The following is a 22,864-nucleotide window of genomic DNA, read 5'->3' as shown; positions in this document are numbered from 1 at the left end:
AAAAATTATTTGCCTAAGGTTTTTGGATCAAGGGTATTCGTAAGTTTTATATCATTATTAATAATGACCCGTGTTCCATCATCTAATTTAAGTTCACCAGACCCTACGACTTCTTGACCTGCTTTAACTCCTTTTTCTATCACTGTGTAGTTACCTTGTTGATCGCCCGTTTTAATAAAAACGCGTTTAACATATAAATGATCCTGACCATCTTTTCCTTTTTTACCGTCCTTATCTTTTTCAATCAAATAGACAGCATCGCCATACAAACTGTAAGAAATCGAGGTGGTTGGCAATACTACGACATCCTTTAAGGTGGGTTGATCTACTTCAATGTTCGCAAACATGCCAGGGATAAAATTAAATTTATCGACTTTATTCTTTTTATTGAGTAGAGGAGAGCAAAGAACGATAGGCTTTTGATGGAATTCTGATTTAACAACTTTAACCAATGGAGATTTCTCCGGGTTTTTAAGGGCTTCAGTTGGACAATTCGGAACAGTGGCTTGAATTAAAATATTATGGGTATTGACATCAACTTTGGCATTGATGGCAGTAATTTTTCCTTTAAATAAGAAATTTGGATTTTCCTCCACAGAAAACGTGATGTCTTGATTAATATGTAATTTTTTTAACAATTGTTCGGGCAAATAAAATTCAAGAAATAATGGGTCCATTGATTGTAATGTTACAATCTTGGTTTCACCGGGAGAAATAAATTGCCCTAAATTAATTTTTCGAATTCCTAATCGCCCTGCAAAGGGGGCTGTTATATGCTTTTGTCGGATGACCGCTTCAGTTTTTTCAACATCAGCCTCGGCTTGCAATAGTTTAGCTCGGGCAGCATCCACATTTGAGCTCGGTGTTGCGCCGCGTTTAAATAAGTCTACTTGTCTTTGATAGTTAATTTTTTGCAAGGCAAGTTCAGATTGGTTAAATTTTAAAGTGGCTTCGTCAACGGCGTCATCGATATCAATCAGTGGTGCATCTTTTTGTACGAATTCACCCGATTCAAAATGAATTGCCACAACATTGCCCGAGGCTTCGGAGTTCACATCAACTCCGTTTACTGCGACAAAATTTCCCACGGCAGAAAGGGTAGGTTTCCAGTTTTCTTTTTTGGCTACAATAGAAGAAACTGTAACGGCAGGAGCTTCATAGGTTGCAAAATAGCGTTTCATCATATAGCTTTTAAACAGGTTGTAACCAATAATCCCGCCAAATACAATTACAAGTGCGATGATCATGATTGTTAAACGCTTTTTCAACCTAGTATTGTTCATGGATGAAATACACCCTCTTAATCAATGGTTAATTAGCTATAAGCTAAGATAAAGATACACGAATAGATTATTGTAATCTGGGTCTATTGACAAATCTTATTGTAAATATACAAATTTAACGCAAGCTTTTTATCTATTAATATCATTTTAGATTAGGTAATACGTTGTTTTGGTAAGCAACAGCAACCCCTTAATGCGCTCATCTATATAGTCGACAGAATTGGTCGCTTCTTTCAAATAATAGGACGAATTGTGCAATTTTGAAAGTTATGATCTTTGTACAGATTGCATTCTTATAGTAGACAGAGACATTTTTTTACAAATCGGTGTCTATTATCAAAACCTATTGACTAAAATAATTACTTTGTTACTATTTGGCTTCACGTAATTTGAGGTACTCTCTACCATGAAGCGAACATCATTATTGTTTCTCTGTTTTATCTTATGTTTTGGCCAGGCTTATGCTGAGAGCCAGCATGCTCACTCGCAAAAAGGCAGTAGTTTAGTTAAAAAAACGGCTAAGAGTGTTAACTGGCCTGGGCGATGTGAAATTATGATCGTCAACAATAGTTATGAGCCAGTACAAGTCTATGGTATGTTTGATGATGGTGAAGGTTTACGATTTAATGTGTTGCCAAGCGATCCTCCGCATTATATTTCCTTGTTTTACTATGGGTACTGCCATTACGACATGTATGTAAGCATTCAGTCATTTAATGGTTTCCATTTGTATTCTGGTTACCCAAGTGTTGGGTCTACCATCGAGATCATTCCATACTTTAGTAAACAACTTAAAAGTAATCAGTCTCAGGTTCAAATTAAAAAGTAGAGATTTTCACTTTTGAGTAGCCAAGGGGTTTGTCTACCGGATAGACCCCATTCATGGCACATCATTCTAAATAAAGACGTCTGATTGAGCGTTCGTTTTCATTCAAATCCTTTGAGCAATGTGATAATCTTCTTAGGCTGAATATTTAACGTAAGTTCGATATCAGAAAAATCCAATTTTTGTTGATATCGAGCCGACTTATTTTGAATGGATCCCGTACAAAAAGTTTCGCTTTTTTTACGGGATAACATTTGTTTAGCGCCACAAAAGTCATGCATGACTTTTCTTTCGAACTCACGTTATTTAGGGAGATAGAATGATCAAAGCATTAAAGCTTAGTTTTTTAGCGATGGTTTGTGTTGGGATTATGGCTTGCTCTGCAACTTCAGTTCGTGAAAGCACTGGTGAATATCTCGATAGCACGGCAGTTACTGCTAAAGTAAAAGCAAAACTCATCGATACGCTTGGTCCAAGAGCATTCAAAATTAACGTTCAAACGTTTAAGGATGAGGTTCAGTTGAGCGGCTTTGTGAATAGCGATATTGTTAAAAAACGTGCGGGAGTGATTGCGGCTAGCGTAGAAGATGTCAAATCCGTTCGTAACGACTTAATTGTTAAATAAAGCTTTGGTCACTATTGGGCAAGAATTGAATCAACTATTGGTTATTTTATCAGCTATTCGTAAGGACTTACCATGTATGATGGCAGTTATACCATTTCTGGATTTGATGATGCGTTGCTTAAGGCAATACAAGCAGAAAGTCAACGTCAAGAGGATCACATAGAATTAATTGCATCTGAAAATTATGCAAGTCCACGGGTGATGGAAGCCCAAAGCTCTAAGTTGACAAACAAATATGCGGAAGGCTACCCAGGGAAGCGCTATTACGGAGGCTGTGAGTACGTTGATGAAGTTGAGCGTCTTGCGATTACACGTGCCAAAGCGCTTTTTGGTGCGGATTATGCAAATGTACAGCCTCATTCTGGATCACAAGCAAATGCTGCAGCCATGATGGCTTTGCTTGAACCAGGAGATAAGGTGCTCGGCATGGCTTTGCCACATGGAGGTCATTTAACTCATGGTTCTCAAGTTAACTTTTCTGGAAAATTGTATGAGGCCTACCAGTATGGGCTTAATCCAAACACAGGGCTTATCGATTACGATGCAGTTGAAGCATTAGCGTTACAGCATAAACCAAAACTGCTCATTGCGGGTTTTTCTGCGTATTCTCAACGTATTGATTGGTCTAAATTTCGAGATATTGCAGATAAAGTAAATGCGTGGCTTATGGTGGATATGGCGCATGTTGCAGGCTTAATTGCAGCCGGCTTATATCCTTCACCAATCCCCTATGCCGATGTGGTGACTACTACCACCCATAAAACCCTCCGAGGTCCTCGTGGGGGTATGATTCTAGCCAGAGCGAATGAAGTTTTGGAAAAAAAATTAAATTCCGCTGTTTTTCCAGGGACGCAAGGCGGTCCTTTAATGCATGTAATTGCAGCAAAAGCCGTTGCTTTTAGAGAAGCACAGCAACCTGACTTTAAACGCTACCAGCAGCAAGTGATTAATAACGCAAAAACGATGGCATCTTGCTTAATGGGACGAGGCCATAAAATTGTATCAGGAGGCACAGAAAACCACTTAATACTTTTGGATCTCATTGAAAAAAACATCACGGGTAAAGATGCGGATGAAGCGTTGGGGCGAGCAAACATCACCGTGAACAAAAACTCTGTGCCAAACGACCCCCGCTCCCCATTCGTGACGAGTGGGTTACGTTTAGGAACCCCGGCAGTGACCACTCGAGGCTTTAAAGAACCGGAAATTCGTTTATTAACAGGTTGGATAGCAGATATCTTGGAGGATCTAACCGATGAAGCTAGGATTGCAAAAGTGAAACATCAAGCCTTAGAGCTTTGTCATGATTTTCCCGTTTATAGTGGCTAAATTATGTATTGTCCATTTTGTCATGCTGAAGAAACAAAAGTGGTCGATTCCCGGTTGATTGCAGACGGTGCACAAGTTCGAAGAAGAAGGCAATGTCTCCAATGTAATGAACGATTTACTACGTTTGAAACTGCAGAGCTGGTTATGCCTGCGATCATTAAACGAGATGGTCGCCGAGAAGCCTTTAGTATTGATAATTTACGCGCAGGTATGCTTCGTGCATTGGAAAAAAGGCCTGTCAGCGTGGATGATCTGGAAGAATCGATTGCCACAATATTGCAAAAAATTCGGCAAAACGGCGAGCGTGAAATTGAATCCAGGCAAGTTGGCGAATGGGTTATGGAACAGTTATACCGCTTAGACCATGTAGCTTATGTAAGGTTTGCATCGGTCTATAAACGCTTTAAGGATGTGAGCGATTTTCGACAAACAATTGATCAAATGAATAACGATACATCCTCATGAGGTAATGGTGAATACTGAAACAATTAAAGGTAAGCGGCGCGCACGAAAACTCGCCTTACAAGCTTTGTACCAATGGTTAATGACCAACAGCGAGCTTTATGAAATTGAAGCCCAGTTTCATGCGAGCAACGATATGACAAAAGTGGATTCAAACTACTTGCACCGGTTATTGCATGGTGTTGTAAATCATCTGAATGAAATTGAAAATGCTTTTGCTCCGTATCTCGATCGACACATTGACAGTTTGAATCCTATCGAACTAACCGTTTTAAGACTAAGCGGATATGAATTGATGTTTTGCCCAGAAATTCCTTATCGTGTCGTTCTTGATGAAGCGGTAACCCTGACTAAAGCTTTTGGTTCTCAAGAAGGACATCGTTACGTTAATGGTGTTTTAAACAATCTTGCCAGAGACGTTAGAGCAAAAGAAATAGAACATAACGATGAATGAATTTGAATTAATTGATCGTTTTTTTAAATCTATTCCTAGTCAACGTAATGATGTCGTTTTTGGCATTGGAGATGATGCCGCCTGCTTAACAGTCCCCAAAGACATGCAATTAATTGTCACCACGGACACGTTGGTTGCGGATTGCCATTTTCTTTCCTCATGGGATGCGTTTGATATTGCGTATAAAGCCGTCATGGTCAATGTCAGCGATATCGCTGCAATGGGGGCAGAGCCCTCGTGGTTATCTCTTTCTTTAACATTGCCTGAGTCTGATGAAGTTTGGTTGTCTCGATTTTCAAAAGGCTTAAATGAGGCCATGCAACCATATAACATTGCACTTATTGGAGGCGATACCACTAAAGGCCCACTCAGCATCACCATAACCCTTCATGGTTTGGTTCCCGCCAGTAAAGCGGTAAGGCGTGATGGTGCCAAACCTGGGGATAAGATCTATGTGACAGGTCTTTTAGGCGCTTCGGCCTTAGCTGTTGACTTTCTTGAAAAAAAGAATGTTAACGCTTTGCATAAAGAAACGGTAATGGATAGGCTGCTTCGGCCTACCCCACGTGTGGATATGGGGAAGGTGCTTAGACGTTTCGCTTCTGCGGCAATTGATATCTCCGATGGGTTAAGCGCTGATTTAAATCATATTTGTGAATCAAGCCAAGTAGGAGCCTGCCTAAATCTTAAAAACATCCCGGTGCATCCGATGGTTTTGGCTTATCAAGGCGAGGAGGCTATTGAATTTGCACTTCAAGGAGGGGATGATTATGAATTATGTTATACCGTTTCCCCTATGCTTGAGCATGAAATGCTTCAGATGCTCTTATTGGAGGGGTTAAACGCCCATCTGATTGGTAACATTGAGGCTCAGCCAGGATTGCGCGGTCAGAAAAATGGCCTCGTTAAACCCTTAACCATAAAAGGGTATAGGCATTTTTAAACCCGTTTAGTTAAGCCTTATTATTTATTTTTCTTGACCATGGTTGAATTGTCGGTGAGCACAGTAAAATTATCAAAAAAAGTGTTGCAGGATCCTCTCTATTTCATCGCCTTTGGCTTTGGTAGTGGGCTTATTAAACCTGCACCAGGCACCTGGGGAACTCTGGCAGCTATCCCAATATATCTCCTGTTTGCAGGCACGCCCTGGACAGTATATGTGTTTTTTACGATATTCGCTTTTGTGCTTGGCGTTTATGCCTCTCAGAAAGTTTCAAGCGATCTTGGAGTTCATGATTATTCCGGCATCGTCTGGGATGAAGTAGTCGGTTATTTGATAACGATGTTTTTGGCCCCACCTGGATTTTTATGGGTCATTGTCGGTTTTGCCTTATTTCGTTTGTTTGATATCTGGAAACCCGAACCCATTCGGTTCATTGATAGGAAAGTAAAAGGTGGGCTTGGGATTATGTTAGATGATGTGATTGCAGCATTAATGGCTTGGATTCTATTGCAATTAATGGCTTGGGGATTCATGTGAACGAAAATCATAAAGAATTAATCAGCATCGGTATGACCATCGGTATTGTTGCATTGGCGATATTTATCATCCATCGATTTATTCCCTCGATAAGCTGGGCTGCGATCATTGTGATCGCTACTTTTCCTATGTATCAGCGTTGGTCAAGATTATTAGGTGGTCGTCGAAACTTAGCTGCCTTTACCTTTACTCTCTTGTTAGCCTTATTGTTACTTATTCCAATCAGTTGGTTAATTACCTTATTAGTTAAAGAAACTCAGTTATTTATTAATTACATCCAAAAAATTAATCGGGAAGGTGGACAAGCCCCAGAGTTTATTCGTGATTTTCCTTTTTTCAGTAATGAATTAATCGCCTATTGGAACGAACACGTTGGCAATCCTGGAAATGTTAAAAACGTTCTGACCAATTTACACATGTCACTCACACCAGCAAGCTACTATATTAAGCAGGTGGGTTTAAATTTGGCAAATCGTAGTTTCCAAGTTGGTTTTACCGTCCTTTCTTTGTTTTTCTTTTATCGTGATGGTCTTAATCTCTTTAATCAGATTAATCGCATTGGCGAGAATTGTCTTGGCAGTCGCTGGTTTCGTTATGCCGATAGATTGCCCTCTGCATTAAGGGCAACTGTAAATGGTACAATTGTCGTTGGTATTGGCGTTGGTATTTTAATGGGAGTTTGTTACGGATTAGTTGGATTTCCTGGCCCTACGTTAACTGGGTTTATTACGGCGTTTGCAGCCATGATCCCCTTCGTTGTTCCAATCGTATTTGCCATTGTTGCTTTAATTTTATTTGCAAATGGTAGTCTTATCGCTGCTGTTGTTGTGGTCATATGGGGTACGTTAGTGATGTTTGTTGCTGATCATTTCGTAAAACCCGCACTCATTGGCGGGGCGATACGATTGCCTTTCTTAGCGGTATTGTTTGGAATACTTGGCGGATTAGAGACTCTTGGGCTATTGGGCTTATTTGTTGGCCCGATTACGATGGTATTATTTATAACACTTTGGCATGAATCACAAGGCTTTGTAACGGTTAATTCTAAAAGCTAGCTCCGATTGATAAATACCCGATATTTTAGTGCATAAATAATACAATTTGATAAATAATTGCCGATATGGCATAATATCTTCACGACTTTGGCTTGAAATTTAAAAAATAATCCCAATATAAAAAAGTAAGTTCTCAGGATGGTCCCAACACTAGCGTTTGATGTAAAGGGGGTAGAATGACTAATAATTGGCCAACCAAAAATAAAGATATGCACATCGCCCAGTTAATCATGGAAGAATACGCAAAAGACCAGGAAAGCAATACCCTAGGACTATTTGAGCTGGTCGTTAATCAAAACGAAAAACGCATGAATTTTCGCTTAGCTAATTGGGTTGTAGCCATTGCGCAGCATTTTCAATCACTTTATGGGGCAAATCAAGGTGATTATGTTACCCGGCAAGTGATCAGTCAATGCATTACGCAAGGTCAAACAATTCATTAGACCTGTTTGGAAACGGTCATTAAGGGTCAATCTCAAATAAGAAAGCGCCTCAAAACGCTCGTGTACTTCATGTTACACTTAAAATAGGCGTTGCACAGTAGGCTGACTACTATTGCCCACTACCAAAATAAGTCATGTAATGTTGTTTAAAATCGGGGCTATTTTGAAATTTAGTAATGGCATCGTTGATAGCCGGGAGAAGGTTGATTTCTTTGGGATTTACAGCGATTCCTAATCCATAAGCATAGGGTAAAGGCTCTCCTACCGTGCGTACGTGACTAGACGCTTTAATGCTCCAAAAACGTGCAGTCGCTGCGTCCAGTAAAATATAATCCAACTCTTCTTCGCCAAGAGCATCAATCATCTCATCTTCAGAGCGAAAGATAATAACGTTTGGGTTTTTTATTCCTAATAAGGTAACTAAAGATTTAAACACGGTTCCTTCTTCAACTCCTATTAATTTATTGGCTAAATTAGTTAATGAGAACGGTTGTTCAGCATGTTTTCGTTGAGCTAAAAACTGTGAAAAGCTAGGTAAGTAAGGCTTAGAAAATAAAACCTCTTTTGCACGTTCCGGTGTGATTGCAATGGCTCCGATGCCTATATCTGCTTTATCGCTTAAAAGACTTGGAATAATGTCCTTAAAGGGCATTGGTTGGAATTGGCAGTTTCGATTGATTTCTTTGCAAATGATTTTAAGCATATCCACATCGTATCCGAACAACTGCTGATTGGCTGCGCGCATACAAAATGGAGGAGCAAACTGATCCACTGCTACCCGTAATGTTGGAGTGGGGATCGTTGGTTGTTGTGCAAAAGATATTGAGACAAAAAAAATGAACAGAGTAAAAAGAAAATAGCGTTTTTTCATCATGCCATCCGCTTGAATCCTAACTAAATATTAGTATATACCTGTAATCTTTCATAATGCGAGTTTTATACTTTAAATAAATGCGGCTTTAATCTCGCGTTTTGAAAGATTAAAGTATAGTCAGAACATTATGGCGGGAAAATAGGAGAGTCGAATTTGCCTAATTTAGTTGAATTGAGAGAGTCATTATACATCCGCCATTTCGAAGCGATTTCACATTCGCTTCCTGTATTAAAATTGCTCTTAGTTAGTGACTATGCTGCAAAACAACAAGAACATTTAAAGCAGTTGCTGTTAGAAGATGATTGTGTCACGCGACTTACACAATCTGATTATCAACAGTTGATTAGAGAAATATCTCTCGATTTAACACAGCACCAATTTGCTAGCGCATTGCGACAGCTTCGACATCGCCACCTGTTAAGACTCTATTTAAGAGAGCTTGCTGGCTACGCCAGCACAAATATGACCACAACCGATTGGTCTTTTTTTGCAGAAGCAATCGTTAGACACACCATAAAATTTTGTCATAACCTGATACAACCTCTCCATGGGACTCCTTGCGATAGAGTGGGATGCCCTGTAGGGTTCTTTGCTATAGCCATGGGCAAACTTGGTGGTCGAGAATTAAATTTTTCATCGGATATTGATCTGATATTCGCCTATTCGTCAACTGGTAAGACCAACGGGAAACAAGAAATTACTAATCAAGAATATTTCACCCAATTAGTCCAATTGTTTATGCAAATAGTACAATCTGTTACACCAGATGGGTTTGTATTTCGTGTTGATCTTCGTCTAAGGCCTTACGGAGATAGTGGTCCATTGGTGAGTTCGATAGCGGCCATGGAAACTTATTATCAAGAGCAGGGCAGAGATTGGGAACGTTATGCCATGGTTAAGGCAAGGTTGATAGAATTGGATCCTTATGGCAATAGTCAATGGTTTGAACGATTGATAAATCCTTTTGTGTATCGACGTTATGTTGATTTCAGTGTCATTGAGTCGTTACGAAGTATGAAAGGGATGATTGAGCGAGAAGTCCAATTAAACCCTATGTTTGATGATATTAAACGAGGCCGTGGCGGTATTCGCGAGGTCGAATTTATTATTCAATCGTTTCAACTGATTCGAGGAGGACGATTACCTCAATTACAAGAACAAAGTGCTATGAGCGCATTGCAGGTGTTAAGAGAGGAAGGACTTGTATCGCATACAAAATCTCTAGAACAAGCCTATTGGTTTTTGCGTCGATTAGAAAATGCGTTGCAAGCCAGAGCGGATCAACAAACTCATCACTTACCCTTTGAGAAAACAGCCTGTAAACAAGTCGCTTTAGCTTTAGGATTTGATGATTGGGAAGAAGCTTCCAAGCTTATTGAACAATATCGAAGAATTATTAATCATTCATTTTCAAAAGTATTGGCTAAAGCGGATATTTATGAAGATGAGAAGCGTCTTTTGGCAAACCAGTTAATGAATTTATGGCACGGCCATGTTGAATCAGGGTTAGCGATTAATTTATTATCAAGCTTAGGGTATCAAGAACCCGAGCGATGTTATCAGATCCTCAGTGCCTTTCGTCACGGCCCGCGCTGTCGAAGACTCTCACAGATTGCAAGATTAAGACTTGATCGCTTTATGATTCTTTTAATGAATGAATTGACGGGTGTTGAAAAGACCGATGTTGTATTACTCCAGGTTATTCATTTGCTTGAGAGTATAGTAGGTCGAAGTGCCTATTTGGCTTTATTAATTGAAAATCCCTCTGTTTTACAAGAATTGTTGCATTGGTTTGAACATAGTCCATTCATCACGTCTTTATTAGTTAACCAGCCTTTTTTACTTGAAGTTCTCATTGATCAAGATAAGAGTTGGAGGCTACTTAGTAAAGCAACCTTGCAAAAGCAGTTACAAGCCAAACTACTTCATAGCGATGATGAAGAATTACAAATAGAAACCCTTAGACAATTCAAATTAACGTGTTGGCTACTGGTAGCTCGAGCAGAGTTATACGGAGAGTGTAATTCGGTGCACACGGGTCGATTTTTAGCAGATGTGGCGGAAGTGGTTATTCATGAGGTGGTAACACTAGCCTGTAAACAATTATTACCTCGTTTCCCAGCAATTACACAAGTGCTCAATCGCTTTGCCATCGTCGCCTATGGTAAGTTAGGAGCTCGAGAAATGAATTATAACTCGGATGTGGATTTGGTTTTTTTACACAGAGCTAAACCTTCTGAAGAAGCGCTTGTTAATCGACTGACGCAAAAAATTATTCATGGCCTTACTTTACCTTCTCAAAGTGGCGTTTTATTTCAAGTCGATACACGACTTCGCCCTTCTGGTTCCGCTGGACTTTTAGTGAGTCATATGGACGCTTTTGTTGAATATCAAAATAACCAAGCCTGGACCTGGGAGCATCAAGCGCTTGCTCGAGCAAGAATTATTTTTTGCAACAAAACGATTCAAAAACAGTTTCAGCAATTAAAACAGAATGTTTTAATTCGCGAACGAGACCGCGTTGAACTGGCGCATGAGATCCAAAAAATGCGAAAAAAGATGAATGCTCATACGGAAAATGATCCCATTAAACACTCTGAAGGGGGGCTTATTGATTTGGAATTCTTAATCCAATATTTAGTGCTCGCTTATCCAAATGAAACGCTCGCTAAAAAGACCAGTACGCTCTTGCAATTAAGAAGCCTACATGAAGAAAAGGTTTTAAGCGACGAAGCGCTTAAAACATTAAACCACGCTTTCAGGCGTTTTCATAAAGCGTTACATCAATCGTTGTTGCAATCAAAACGGTTAGACGTTGAAAAAGAGCAACAAGCAGTCTTTGAACTTAGTCAGCGGGTTTATCAGGGGACTACAGGTCTCAGAAAAGATGACTGAGGCGAGATCCTAAATCACTCTAAGAAAAATAATCCCCATACAAATCATAATCATCACTATCGGTTATGATGATTTTAACGAAGGTGCCGACTTTGATATTCGGATTGGTCGGTAAATAAACTAGGCCATCAATCTCAGGCGCATCGCTCGCGCTACGAGCAATGATGTTATCTTCTGCAATAAAATCCACAAGAACGGTTTGTTGACTGCCAATTTTAGCCTGCAGCTTTTTGCGACTGATTTCTGCTTGAATTTGCATAAACCGATGATAACGCTCTTCCATAATGTCAGGAGGTACAGGATTCGGTAAGTCATTGGCTTTTGCTCCATGGACTGGAGAGTATTGGAAGCAACCGACTCGGTCTAGCTCAGCTTTCTGAAGAAAGTCTAACAGCTCTTCAAACTCTTCTTCGGTTTCACCCGGAAAGCCTACGATGAAGGTTGAACGAATGGTTATATCAGGGCATATTTTACGCCAGTTTGTGATTCTAGCTAGAGTATTTTCACTGCTCGCGGGGCGTTTCATTGCTTTTAGAACGCGTTGATTGGCATGTTGTAAAGGGATATCCAGATAAGGCAAAATCGCTCCATCGCGCATTAAAGGAATAATGTCATCTACATGAGGGTAAGGGTATACGTAGTGTAAGCGCACCCAAATACCAAGCTCTCCAAGTTGTTGGCATAAATCGTAAAATCGAGTTTGAATGGTTTTATCTTGCCATTGTACTGTTTGATAACGCGTGTCGACTCCATAGGCACTGGTATCTTGTGAAATTACCAGCAATTCTTTCACTCCAGCCTCTTTGAGTTTCTTGGCTTCAGATAATACCTGTTGCATCGGATAGCTTTGTAGTTTTCCACGCATAGTTGGAATGATGCAAAAGGTGCATTTTTGATTACATCCTTCTGAAATTTTAAGATAAGCGTAATGGCGTGGAGTCAGTTTAATCCCTTGTGGGGGAATAAGTTGTGAAAACGGATCATTAGGGGGAGGTAAATGTTCATGCACGGCTTTTACAACGGATTCGTAAGCATGAGCACCGCTGATATGGAGTACATCAGGACAGGCTTCTTTGATGATATCTGCTTTTGCTCCAAGGCAGCCTGTGACGATAACACGGCCATTTTCGGCCATTGCCTCTTTTATCGTGTCCAAAGATTCTTTCACAGCAGAATCAATAAACCCACACGTATTGATGACGACGACACCTGCTTCTTGGTAGCTGGAAACCAACTCATATCCTTGTGCACGTAATTGAGTAATGATGCGCTCTGAGTCTACCAATGCTTTAGGGCATCCTAAGCTTACAAATCCAACACGATTGTTCATAACATAGTACTAGTGTTTAAAATTGGGCGAATTATAGCGGATTTTGTGCGAGTTTGTCTAAACGTGATTAACGAATGATGGCTAATACTTTATTTAGTTTTGCTGCAAACTGTTCAGCTGTGATGTCACCGACTTCACGTAATGGTGTTAGTTCTTTTCCTGTAGCATTCAAGAATAAAAAAGTAGGAGGAGCAACCACGTCGAAATGTTTCATCAGAGCTTTTGATTGTGCATCATTGGCAGTGATATCCACTTTTACCACAACAAAATCTTCTAATGCAGATACTACTTTAGGATCTTTAAGTGTGGTTGCAGCTATGATTTTGCACGATGTGCACCAATCGGCATAAAAATCGAGCAATACTGGTTTACCTTTAGCCGCATTGATGATGCTTTTCGCTTGATTTAACGAGGTGACGACCTCCATGGACGGTGTGTCTTGCTTAACTTCAAGCTTAGAAATTGAAGCCAAAGGTTGTAAAGGATTATTGTTTCCTTGACTGGCGCCCACCAGGATTAAAATGCCATAGACGATGCAGATAATCCCTAATGCTTGATTGAATTTTTCGGGGTTTGTAACGGAACGCGTTAAAGCACCAAGATAAATGCCTGAAAATATTAATAAGCTTCCCCATAAGGCCATGGTGAAGACGGGAGGCAGGATACGGCTCATTAAATAAATGGCCATTCCTAATAACAGCACCCCAAAAAAGGATTTGACTTCATTCATCCATTTTCCAGCTTTTGGGAGTAACTTGCCTGCCGATATTCCGACTAAAAGAAGAGGAAGCCCCATACCTAGCCCGAGTGAAAACAGTGCGACGCTCCCAATAATAATATTTCCAGTTTGAGCAATATAGCCTAAAGCGCCAATTAGAGGGGCTGTAACACAAGGAGAAAGAATCAAAGTGGACAAACATCCCATTAAGGCAGCCCCTAAATAATGTCCCCCTGCATGGCTTCGTGTAATGCTTGCCAACTTATTTTGCCAGGATAAAGGCAGCCGTAAATCATAAAAATTAAACATCGATAAGGCGAGTAACACAAAAATTAGACTAAATAAACTAATAATCCACGGAGATTGCATGGCTACTTGAAGGTTGTTGCCTAGTAAAGCCACAATAGCTCCAACTGCGGCATAAGTTAGCGACATGCTTAACACATAACTTAAGGAGAGCATAAATGCTTTTCGAGTCGTTAGGTCTTTACCATGGCCAACAATTAATCCCGACAACACCGGCACCATAGGTAACACGCAAGGTGTAAAAGAAAGCAGTAAACCGAATCCTAGAAATCCCAAAATGATTAAGACTAAATTATCACTGGAAAATAATTGTTCAAATTCGGAGGGAGGTTCTTCCGTGATGGGTTCATGAAGATCAGTCGTTTCTTTAGAGACGCTTGATAAAGCCAGCTTAGGATTGAACGCGAGCTTGAAGTGGACTGCTTCGGGAGGATAACAAAATCCATCGTCTGCACAGCCTTGATAGGTAACTTCAAGTAGAGACTCGCCAGGTTCGCTAGCCAACACTGGGACAGATAATTTTAATTGATCCCGATAAATCGGATACGTTTTTCCCCGTTTATCCGTTTTCTCCTCGGTAGGAGGGTAAGCAATATATCCTACGGTAAAATTACTATGAGGCGAGGGATTAAATTTAATTCGCTCTTGGTAAAGAAAAAAACCAGGCTGTATGCGCCAGGTTAGCAAAAGTGTATTAGGGTCTTGGACAGAAGCTTCCAATTGAAACACTTCATGGGCTGGCAAGGGAGCAGCCCAACCTAAAACCGGAATCATAAGGAATAATACAACCAACCCAAACTTCTTCATACTTAACCTAATGACTTACTCGTTATGACCATTGTAAGCCAAAACAGGCAACGCAACAAACTAGTCAGGAGTCAGGAGTCAGGAGTCAGAAAAAGCGGGAATGTGAAAATTTTTTTAAATTTTTTTGCATTCTGCCCTTGAAAGAAACGGCAATGACCCCATATGCCTTTCATCAGCGGTGATTATGGTCCCATAACCATCGCAAGAATGTCAGAGAATGCTCTGAACGTATTAACCAACCAGGAGATACAAGTATGAAGATTCGTCCTTTACATGATCGTGTTGTTGTTAGACGTCTGGAAGAAGAGCTAAAAACAGCAGGCGGTATTGTAATTCCAGATAGTGCGAAAGAAAAACCAATGCAAGGTGAAGTGGTTGCTGTAGGCGCTGGTAAAGTGCTTGAAAACGGCGATGTACGTGCCCTGGCTGTCAAATCCGGTGATGTGGTTTTATTTGGCAAATATTCTGGCACAGAAGTCAAAATTGACGGTCAAGAACTAGTCGTGATGCGTGAAGATGACATCATGGGTGTTGTTGAGAAGTAATTTTATCGATTAAGGAGATAACACAATGGCTAAAGATTTAAAATTTGGTGATGAAGCTCGCCAACAAATGCTTGCTGGTGTAAATGCATTAGCAAATGCGGTACAGGTTACCATGGGTCCACGTGGTCGTAACGTGGTTTTAGAAAAATCTTACGGCGCACCAACTGTTACTAAAGATGGTGTTTCTGTAGCAAAAGAAATTGAGTTTGAAAACCGTTTTGAAAACATGGGCGCTCAAATGGTCCGTGAAGTGGCTTCTAAAACATCGGATGCCGCTGGCGATGGTACCACAACCGCTACTGTATTAGCTCGCTCTATACTGGTCGAAGGCCACAAAGCAGTAGCTGCTGGCATGAACCCAATGGATCTGAAGCGCGGTATTGATAAAGCAGTATTAGAAATTACCAAAGAATTGAAATCCATGTCTAAGCCATGCAAAGACAGCAAAGCAATTGCTCAAGTTGGTACTATTTCTGCAAACTCTGACGAAGCCATTGGTTCTATTATTGCTGAAGCGATGGAAAAAGTTGGAAAAGAAGGCGTTATCACCGTTGAAGACGGCAACAGCCTTGAGAACGAGTTATCTGTGGTTGAAGGTATGCAGTTTGACCGCGGTTACATTTCTCCATACTTCGTCAACAACCAGCAAAATATGTCAGCCGAACTTGAAAGCCCATTCATTTTATTGGTTGATAAAAAAATTGCGAACATTCGCGATATGTTGTCTGTATTAGAAGGTGTTGCTAAATCTGGACGTCCTTTATTGATTATTGCTGAAGACGTTGAAGGCGAAGCATTAGCTACGTTAGTAGTTAACAACATGCGTGGCATTGTTAAAGTGTGTGCAGTTAAAGCGCCAGGCTTTGGTGATCGTCGTAAAGCCATGTTACAAGACATCGCAATTTTGACAAACGGCCAAGTCATTTCAGAAGAAATTGGCAAGAGCTTAGAAAGTGCTACGTTAGAAGACCTTGGTTCTGCTAAGCGCGTGGTTGTGACCAAAGAAAACACAACGATTATCGACGGCGAAGGCAAAGCTAAAGAAATCAGTGCTCGCATTTCTCAAATTCGCGCTCAAATGGAAGAAACTTCTTCTGATTATGATCGTGAAAAATTACAAGAGCGTGTTGCGAAACTCGCTGGCGGTGTTGCTGTAATTAAAGTAGGAGCCGCGACTGAAGTTGAAATGAAAGAGAAAAAAGCGCGCGTTGAAGACGCACTTCACGCTACTCGTGCCGCGGTTGAAGAAGGCATTGTCGCAGGCGGCGGTGTTGCCTTGATTCGTGCTCAAAAAGCATTGAAAAACGTAAAAGGCGATAACCCTGATCAAAACATGGGTATTGACATTTTACGTCGCGCCATCGAAGCGCCACTTCGTCAAATCGTTTCTAACGCTGGGTACGAAGCTTCCGTTATCGTTAATAAAGTAGCTGAAAATAAAGGTAACTTTGGCTTCAATGCTGCAACAGGTGAGTACGGTGATATGGTTGAGTTGGGTATTCTTGATCCAACAAAAGTAACTCGTACTGCTCTGCAAAATGCAGCTTCTGTTGCTAGCTTAATGTTAACAACGGAGTGCATGGTTGCTGATTTACCTAAGAAAGAAGCTGCTGGTGCTGCTGATATGGGCGGCATGGGTGGAATGGGAGGCATGGGCGGCATGATGTAAGCCACTCCCCACCCATTAAAAAGCCCGCCATTTGGCGGGCTTTTTTTTATTTATCTGCCAAGATGACCCGAATAAATCGGGTCAAGTAGGGGGAATAAATCGGGTCAAGTAGGGGACAGTACCCACCCGCCTACTTGCCCCGACTTCTCCCCCGCGAGGCCCGATTTGTTCGGGCCAACCACAAGGGCGGATTCTCCACTCCTATTCGGGGTTATTTAACGTTTGCCTAATTTCCCCTCCTACTTGGCCTGACTCCTCCCCCCACGTGGCCCGACTTGTTCGGGCCATGCACAAGAGCGGATTATTCACTCCTATTCGGTGTTATTTAACGTTCAGGTCATCTCTAAAGAGAATGATTTTTCTTTTTCTAATAGTCTAAGCGGCGATAAAGCCTCTTCTGCCATTTTAGAAACCGGTAGATAAAAAGTTTGCTCAAGAAGATATTGACCTGAAAGAGCAGCGTGAGAGACTTGATCAGTAAACACAATCCAAGTACTAAAGGGTGGAAAATCAAAGCGGTGTTTATTGACTCGGCTTTGATAACGGTCATTCAATTTCATGCGATCATGAAGTTCTAACATATAGTGATCATAGGGTGTGCGAAGGGATTTGGTCGCTTTAACAAGTTGTAAAAGTTTAGCTTTATAAGGCTTGTAATTAGGAATTTCTGGGGAAAATTGAGCTAAAACGTCCATGAAAGGTTCGCCAAGATTCCATACTCGCGGCTTTCCATATGGATTCACATTACAAAAAACACGTAAAATTCGATGTCCATTGACTGGCGTAGAGGGGAAAGAATCAACGTGCAGTCGTGTATCGTCTTTTCGCTTTGAGCTTTTTCGCCCTTTAATTTCAGCGGGTCTATAACTGGTTCTTCCCCAAAGAATTGAATCCTTATAATAAGGTAAAATGCAATGAATGAGTTCAAGGGTATATTCTGCATAACGATGCATAAATGATTGCAGAAGCGATACGAAAGAAGCGGGAGATTTCTTATCGGCCAGCCCGTTTAAACGTTGAGTTTTATAATGATAGCTAATGTTTTTCTGCGAGGAATCAAGAATTAATTCAGAAAAAAGCAGTGCTTCTTGCTCTAAAGGCATAAAGGAGTATGAAGGAAAATAAATCACATGACCGGATTCAAGTTTATTTAAAGCTAAGTGTTTTTGTTCTTCAGAAATTGTATTTAAGTGTTTCGATTCAATTTGAAAAAGTGGTTCGCTCATGATAATTACTCATTGACTTAATTATTTTCGACTGTAGGGATAACCATATCTTGATTGGCTTTAGGAATTAAGCGGCCCTTCATATTATCGTTGATGTTGATTAACTGCCAATACTTTTCATAAATTGACAGCAATTGATTATCCGATTCAATGGTGTTGATGGCTTTATTGACTTCATCGATAAGCGCACTATTAGCTTTTGTGGTCATAATTGCCATTCCTTTGGGCAATGGGATGATAGGACCTATCCGTTTAAATTGATTTCCCGATGATCGAATCCAATAATTGGCAGCCCCTACATCTAGAATAACGGCATCCACTTGTCCAACTTTTAGGGCAGTTAAAAGCTCGGGTAAATTATTAAAAAATTTAAATTGCAATTGATCTTTATGCTCGGTAAGTTTAGGATTTTTTTCTTCATAAATTAATTCATATTGGTTACGATAAGGAAAAAGAGTATTTTTAACAATACCTACGGTTTTGTGATTTAAGTCATTTGTGTTATTCGTACTAAGCATTAAAAAAACAGCCTCACTAATGAAATAAGGTTGGCTAAATACATATTGGTCAGAATTCACTGGCATCAAGCTTATCCCAACAATAATTAAATCGACTTGGTTTTTATTCAGTGCAATTAAAAGTTCATCAAAACGCAAAGGAATAAATTCACATGGTTTCCTCATCGCGCTACAAAGATCATTCATTATTTCTATGTTGAATCCGAAAGCAATATTCTTATGGGTTAGCGCCTCTTCATAAGGGGGGTTATATACTAAGGTCCCCACTTTAAGGATATCAGGCGGGCCTGCAGATAAACAATTAAAAGAAATTAAGACACCCAGCAAAAATAATCCTTTCGTGTTCATGTTGTTCTCTGGCGCGTGATTAAACGTTAAGTCTACGTAAAGAATAGCCTAAGATTAAAAATAAAACCGGTGTAGGCTGGGCTGTTAAGCCCAGAAATTATCTTTCCAAACCCTCCTCGATTAAAATTATTACCATAAATCCAATTCTCATTAAGAATACCTTGGCAGTAGTTACCGAAGGATGTTCAAAAATAATCGCTGGGCTTAACAGCGCCAGCCTACACTCGTCTTAAGAAGGTCCTCCTGCCAGTTCTGTGCAATCATTTCTTTTCTGAATAAGATGAACTATCCTTAACGCGTAACCGTTGTTATTATCGTTTAAAAAATTCTGAAGGATGTTTATAAAGCATTTACCTTATTCGTTATTGAGTTAATTACAGGAGTTGATTATGAGTGATCTTGTTAAGAAGTTATCTGTTCTACTTGCTGACACCTACGCTTTATATTTGAAAACCCAGAATTATCACTGGCATGTAAAAGGCCCCCAATTTAAATCGCTTCATGAACTTTTTGAAATGCAATACCGTGAATTAGCCGAAGCGGTTGATGAAGTGGCTGAGCGAATTCTTATTAAAGGACACAATGCACCAGCGACATTCGGTCAATATGAACAATTAAAAACATTAAAAAACGGTGATTCAAATTCAACTGCGAATGAAATGGTGACGGAGTTGGCGAATGATCATGGTCAACTTGTAAAAGATTTATATAAGGCTATGGATATGGCGCAAAGTGATAATGATGAGGGAACGGTTAATTTATTAGCTAACCGTATTGAAGCGCATGAAAAGTATCGCTGGATGTTAGGTGCATCAAGAGAGAATGCATAATGGCAAAAATTGATAGGGAAGAAAAGAAAACAAGTACTAAGACAAAAGTGTTGACGGTGGTGATTGCTATTGTCATTCTTTTGCTAGTCTATTTGCTGTTTTTTACTGGCGAACGCGCTTCAGATGAAATTATTCGTGATGCGAATGCTCCGGCGGTTAAAGCACATGTTGAGCTTCCCAAAGTCGAGAAAGCGTTGCCTTTAAAACAAGAAATTAAAAAAGATACTGAACGTTAACCTAACCGATTCCCCCTATGTGCTGTGCTTTAAGCACAGCACCCATGCTAGAAGCCATCAAGTCCGATGGGTATTGTGATCAAAACTGTAGGAGATCGATAACCAATCTTTTTACTCTAAAAGCCGGTTTATCTCTTTTTAACCTGCTCAGCTTTACAAAAATCTTCTTTATTAAAAAAAGAGACATAAGGATCGTCATGATGATGAATATGAAGAGGGTGCTCATTTAAAACAGATGTGCCTATAATCATTTCAGGAAAAACATTTGCAGCTTTTCGCAAATGGGCATTACGAGCAGCAGTTGGGTGACCTTCATATAAACCAGACATAAACACCAAACGGACATAGCCCTTATCACAACCTGCACCGTTTAAATAAGTGGTTGGTTTTAATGTTAAAAATCCTGTTTGATGAGAAAGCGTTTTAAACCCGACTTTTAATGTGGGGAAGGCCTCTATGTCTACATCCTTTTTAACGATACAATAATTTTGCTCCCAAAATTTTTTATCCAGATCTTGGTTCTTTTTACCGGCATGGTCTTTGATGTATTTAATAAGGGGTTTATATAGCTCATCAGTTAAAACGATAAATCCGCCTGTACCGGTGTCAATAATTGCTTCACCTTCCTTTTTAGGTGAACCAGGAATAGGCTCTTCTTTTTGCGTATAAAAGCCATACGTCGTGATTTCGTAAAATTTACTTTCATGTAAACGGCTGCTAAATAAAGGTTTAGGCAAATTCATTTTCCCAACATGAAAATAACTTTTGCCATCTTCTCCACAAAGAACAAAAGTCGTTTCCTTATACTTGCTAAAATGATTGGTCAATTTCGCCAAGAATGGTGTAAATTTTACCAAGTCTTCTCTTAAGTCATGATGAATCATTCCAAGAATACTAGATGGTTGATTGCTATCTTTCAGCACAAAAATATGCATATCAATGGCATGTTCTTTTTTATCTGTGACTTGAATCGGAGCTAAATATTCTGTGGCTGTATCGTTGGCTGAGCCATAACTTAAAGGGATCTCTTTACTAAGCGGAGTAGGTTTCATTTTTTCAGGTTTTATTGCACCTTTGGTTAAAGAATGCTTACAATCAGGGCAATAAGTCGGATCGCCGGTAAATACCATGCTTGAGCTGCCTGTATCCACAATGGCTTCAACTTCCTGGACTGGATCGTGCCCAACTTTAATTTGAGCTGTATAAATACCATATTGAGGATAATAGGTCAGCGGAACGGTTACGCCTTCATCTGGCACTGCAGCAGTTGCAGATAGTATGCATCCAAAAAGAATGGAGATAATAGCAAGGGCTTTATTCATTGTTTTTACTCAAGTATGACCTATTATTTATTAAAGTCTTTTTTCAAGGATAGTCAAATTTATCCCCCTCCGCGAGGTCCATGACTCGAAGATTGAGTCTGTTCTTGTGTTATCTTTTCTTGTAATTTAGCACGATAGGCTTGAGCTTCTTGATACCATGGGGCTTTGGATTCTAGTTCTTTCTGGCTATATTTAGGTTTCATTTTCTCAAATGTTTTTTGAGCTTGTATGACAGGGTCTTGAGCATCATTCAACTCAACTCCCGTTAAATTATATTTTGAAATACTGATGCCAGTTTGTTTTAAATGATTGATGTATTGATCAGCAACTTTGGCAATAAAAGGATCTTTAGTTTTGATATTAATTACGGTTCCTTTGCTTAGAATATTTTCAACCATATTCATAACCGTCAATGCTAGACGTTGTTGACGTTGTTCAGTGGTTTCATCTTGTTCGACTGGAACATCTTTTTTCGCCAAGCTGGCCCATGGTTTGCCTTCCTTAATCCCTAACGTGTAAGTATGATTGGCAGGCGATGTTACTTTTGTCCCGGTCGCTAAAAACTCACGTGCTTCTTCTTCAGTAAGGGTTTTGGCTTCAGGGAAGTTGATTCGGATTAAATAATCACCATTAATTTGTTCGAATAGATCCTTATTTGAGAGATTTTGAGAGGCACTTCCCTTTCGATTTAATAACGCAAAAATCTTATGCGTAGAAGTTGGACTTTCTGAATCTTGATGAGATTTTACCTGCTCAGATACGGGTGCCTTAGGTTCACTACTTGGAGAATTAGGCGGTGTTGAATCAGGACTAGGAATTTCAGGTGGAATACCATGATATATCGCTTCTTCAAATGCACCTGAAGGGGGTAGCTCGCTAGAGGGTGACTCAGGAATTACGGATTGTGTAGGCAGTCGAGAAGAAACGTTTTCGTCTTCTTTAGATAAAGCGTGATCTAATTCAATACGAATTTCATGCCAGCGGAAAACTAATAGATCAAACGCTTCTCGCTGATCAGGCGTATGTTGCAACCTTTTCCATTGTGCTGTAATTAAATCAACTTCATCTTGATGCTTATCAATGCGATCTTGGGTGATTATAAAGTGTTCCTGTTGTGTTTTTTCAAGAAGTCGTTCGCTTTTTGAAATTCTTGTTTTTAAATGATCTAATAAAATTAAACGTTGATGCTCTTCACTGGCTTCAGCGCGTGCGGTTTGGGCTTGAAGCTTAGTGGTTGTATCTTCAAATTCTGCTCTGATTTTTTTAATACGTTCTTCTAGGCC

At 40.0% G+C, this 22,864-nt stretch carries 23 protein-coding genes; 14 read left to right on the top strand and 9 right to left on the bottom strand.

Annotation, left to right across the window (positions count from 1 at the left end):
* Positions 1 to 5: 5 nt before the first annotated feature.
* Positions 6 to 1,268, bottom strand: a complete 1,263-nt coding sequence (locus E1O41_RS11320; protein WP_131777463.1) for an efflux RND transporter periplasmic adaptor subunit — start codon at positions 1,266 to 1,268, stop codon at positions 6 to 8.
* Between the two features lie 421 nt (positions 1,269 to 1,689).
* On the opposite strand from E1O41_RS11320, the gene E1O41_RS11315 reads away from it, so the two are divergent.
* Positions 1,690 to 2,112: a hypothetical protein gene (locus tag E1O41_RS11315; protein ID WP_131777445.1), complete on the top strand. Its 423-nt coding sequence runs from the start codon at positions 1,690 to 1,692 to the stop codon at positions 2,110 to 2,112.
* 98 nt (positions 2,113 to 2,210) lie between these two features.
* Here E1O41_RS11315 and E1O41_RS11310 read toward each other — a convergent pair whose 3' ends face one another.
* Positions 2,211 to 2,390, bottom strand: coding sequence for a hypothetical protein (locus tag E1O41_RS11310; protein ID WP_131777444.1), 180 nt, complete (start codon positions 2,388 to 2,390; stop codon positions 2,211 to 2,213).
* A 38-nt stretch (positions 2,391 to 2,428) separates the two neighbouring features.
* On the opposite strand from E1O41_RS11310, the gene E1O41_RS11305 reads away from it, so the two are divergent.
* From E1O41_RS11305 to E1O41_RS11270, 8 genes are all read left to right on the top strand, one after another.
* Complete coding sequence (locus E1O41_RS11305; RefSeq protein ID WP_131777443.1) at positions 2,429 to 2,734, top strand: BON domain-containing protein; 306 nt, start codon at positions 2,429 to 2,431, stop codon at positions 2,732 to 2,734.
* Positions 2,735 to 2,806: 72 nt separating this feature from the next.
* Complete coding sequence (glyA, locus tag E1O41_RS11300) at positions 2,807 to 4,063, top strand: serine hydroxymethyltransferase (RefSeq protein ID WP_131777442.1); 1,257 nt, start codon at positions 2,807 to 2,809, stop codon at positions 4,061 to 4,063.
* 3 nt (positions 4,064 to 4,066) lie between these two features.
* A complete protein-coding gene (gene nrdR, locus E1O41_RS11295) occupies positions 4,067 to 4,528 on the top strand; it encodes a transcriptional regulator NrdR (protein WP_131777441.1) in 462 nt (153 codons plus the stop codon).
* A gap of 7 nt (positions 4,529 to 4,535) precedes the next feature.
* Positions 4,536 to 4,979, top strand: coding sequence for a transcription antitermination factor NusB (gene nusB, locus E1O41_RS11290; protein WP_131777440.1), 444 nt, complete (start codon positions 4,536 to 4,538; stop codon positions 4,977 to 4,979).
* Positions 4,972 to 5,922 carry a thiamine-phosphate kinase gene (gene thiL, locus E1O41_RS11285; protein ID WP_131777439.1) on the top strand — a complete coding sequence of 317 codons (951 nt, stop codon included), beginning with the start codon at positions 4,972 to 4,974 and terminating at the stop codon, positions 5,920 to 5,922. Before nusB ends, thiL begins: the two co-directional genes overlap by 8 nt.
* A 54-nt stretch (positions 5,923 to 5,976) precedes the next feature.
* Positions 5,977 to 6,459 carry a phosphatidylglycerophosphatase A family protein gene (locus E1O41_RS11280; protein ID WP_131777462.1) on the top strand — a complete coding sequence of 161 codons (483 nt, stop codon included), beginning with the start codon at positions 5,977 to 5,979 and terminating at the stop codon, positions 6,457 to 6,459.
* Entirely contained in the window at positions 6,456 to 7,514 is a 1,059-nt protein-coding gene (locus tag E1O41_RS11275; protein WP_131777438.1) for an AI-2E family transporter, read from the top strand. The genes E1O41_RS11280 and E1O41_RS11275 overlap by 4 nt, the downstream gene beginning before the upstream one ends.
* A gap of 176 nt (positions 7,515 to 7,690) precedes the next feature.
* Positions 7,691 to 7,957: a hypothetical protein gene (locus tag E1O41_RS11270; RefSeq protein WP_131777437.1), complete on the top strand. Its 267-nt coding sequence runs from the start codon at positions 7,691 to 7,693 to the stop codon at positions 7,955 to 7,957.
* A gap of 109 nt (positions 7,958 to 8,066) precedes the next feature.
* Here E1O41_RS11270 and E1O41_RS11265 read toward each other — a convergent pair whose 3' ends face one another.
* The gene (locus E1O41_RS11265) at positions 8,067 to 8,831 is read right to left on the bottom strand and encodes a transporter substrate-binding domain-containing protein (RefSeq protein ID WP_131777436.1); all 765 of its coding nucleotides are present in this window, start codon (positions 8,829 to 8,831) and stop codon (positions 8,067 to 8,069) included.
* Positions 8,832 to 8,984: 153 nt separating this feature from the next.
* On the opposite strand from E1O41_RS11265, the gene glnE reads away from it, so the two are divergent.
* Positions 8,985 to 11,726, top strand: coding sequence for a bifunctional [glutamate--ammonia ligase]-adenylyl-L-tyrosine phosphorylase/[glutamate--ammonia-ligase] adenylyltransferase (glnE, locus tag E1O41_RS11260; protein WP_229669391.1), 2,742 nt, complete (start codon positions 8,985 to 8,987; stop codon positions 11,724 to 11,726).
* A gap of 19 nt (positions 11,727 to 11,745) precedes the next feature.
* Here the strand turns inward: glnE and rimO are convergent, their stop codons facing one another.
* On the bottom strand, positions 11,746 to 13,056 hold the full coding sequence (gene rimO / locus E1O41_RS11255) for a 30S ribosomal protein S12 methylthiotransferase RimO (RefSeq protein ID WP_131777434.1): 1,311 nt from the start codon (positions 13,054 to 13,056) through the stop codon (positions 11,746 to 11,748).
* 67 nt (positions 13,057 to 13,123) lie between these two features.
* Complete coding sequence (gene dsbD / locus E1O41_RS11250; RefSeq protein ID WP_131777433.1) at positions 13,124 to 14,887, bottom strand: protein-disulfide reductase DsbD; 1,764 nt, start codon at positions 14,885 to 14,887, stop codon at positions 13,124 to 13,126.
* 254 nt (positions 14,888 to 15,141) lie between these two features.
* On the opposite strand from dsbD, the gene groES reads away from it, so the two are divergent.
* Complete coding sequence (gene groES, locus E1O41_RS11245) at positions 15,142 to 15,432, top strand: co-chaperone GroES (protein ID WP_131777432.1); 291 nt, start codon at positions 15,142 to 15,144, stop codon at positions 15,430 to 15,432.
* 25 nt (positions 15,433 to 15,457) lie between these two features.
* A complete protein-coding gene (groL, locus tag E1O41_RS11240; RefSeq protein WP_131777431.1) occupies positions 15,458 to 17,101 on the top strand; it encodes a chaperonin GroEL in 1,644 nt (547 codons plus the stop codon).
* Between the two features lie 332 nt (positions 17,102 to 17,433).
* Here the strand turns inward: groL and kdoO are convergent, their stop codons facing one another.
* A complete protein-coding gene (kdoO, locus tag E1O41_RS11235) occupies positions 17,434 to 18,327 on the bottom strand; it encodes a Kdo hydroxylase KdoO (protein WP_131777430.1) in 894 nt (297 codons plus the stop codon).
* A 17-nt stretch (positions 18,328 to 18,344) separates the two neighbouring features.
* Positions 18,345 to 19,193, bottom strand: a complete 849-nt coding sequence (locus E1O41_RS11230) for a transporter substrate-binding domain-containing protein (RefSeq protein ID WP_131777429.1) — start codon at positions 19,191 to 19,193, stop codon at positions 18,345 to 18,347.
* Positions 19,194 to 19,582: 389 nt separating this feature from the next.
* Here E1O41_RS11230 and E1O41_RS11225 point away from each other — a divergent pair, with 389 nt between their 5' ends.
* Together E1O41_RS11225 and E1O41_RS11220 are read left to right on the top strand one after the other, a co-directional pair.
* Positions 19,583 to 20,023, top strand: a complete 441-nt coding sequence (locus E1O41_RS11225; protein WP_131777428.1) for a Dps family protein — start codon at positions 19,583 to 19,585, stop codon at positions 20,021 to 20,023.
* Positions 20,023 to 20,259, top strand: a complete 237-nt coding sequence (locus E1O41_RS11220) for a hypothetical protein (RefSeq protein ID WP_131777427.1) — start codon at positions 20,023 to 20,025, stop codon at positions 20,257 to 20,259. Before E1O41_RS11225 ends, E1O41_RS11220 begins: the two co-directional genes overlap by 1 nt.
* 128 nt (positions 20,260 to 20,387) lie before the next feature.
* Here E1O41_RS11220 and E1O41_RS11215 read toward each other — a convergent pair whose 3' ends face one another.
* Together E1O41_RS11215 and E1O41_RS11815 are read right to left on the bottom strand one after the other, a co-directional pair.
* Positions 20,388 to 21,581, bottom strand: coding sequence for a pepsin/retropepsin-like aspartic protease family protein (locus E1O41_RS11215; protein ID WP_131777426.1), 1,194 nt, complete (start codon positions 21,579 to 21,581; stop codon positions 20,388 to 20,390).
* Positions 21,582 to 21,640: 59 nt separating this feature from the next.
* A partial coding sequence (locus E1O41_RS11815; RefSeq protein WP_165481188.1) for a hypothetical protein occupies positions 21,641 to 22,864 on the bottom strand: 1,224 nt, incomplete at its 5' end.

This window comes from Legionella impletisoli (assembly GCF_900639875.1).
Lineage (GTDB): Bacteria > Pseudomonadota > Gammaproteobacteria > Legionellales > Legionellaceae > Legionella_A > Legionella_A impletisoli.
Note: the sequence above shows the minus strand (reverse complement) of the source record. Positions and strands in the feature narration are given on the sequence as shown.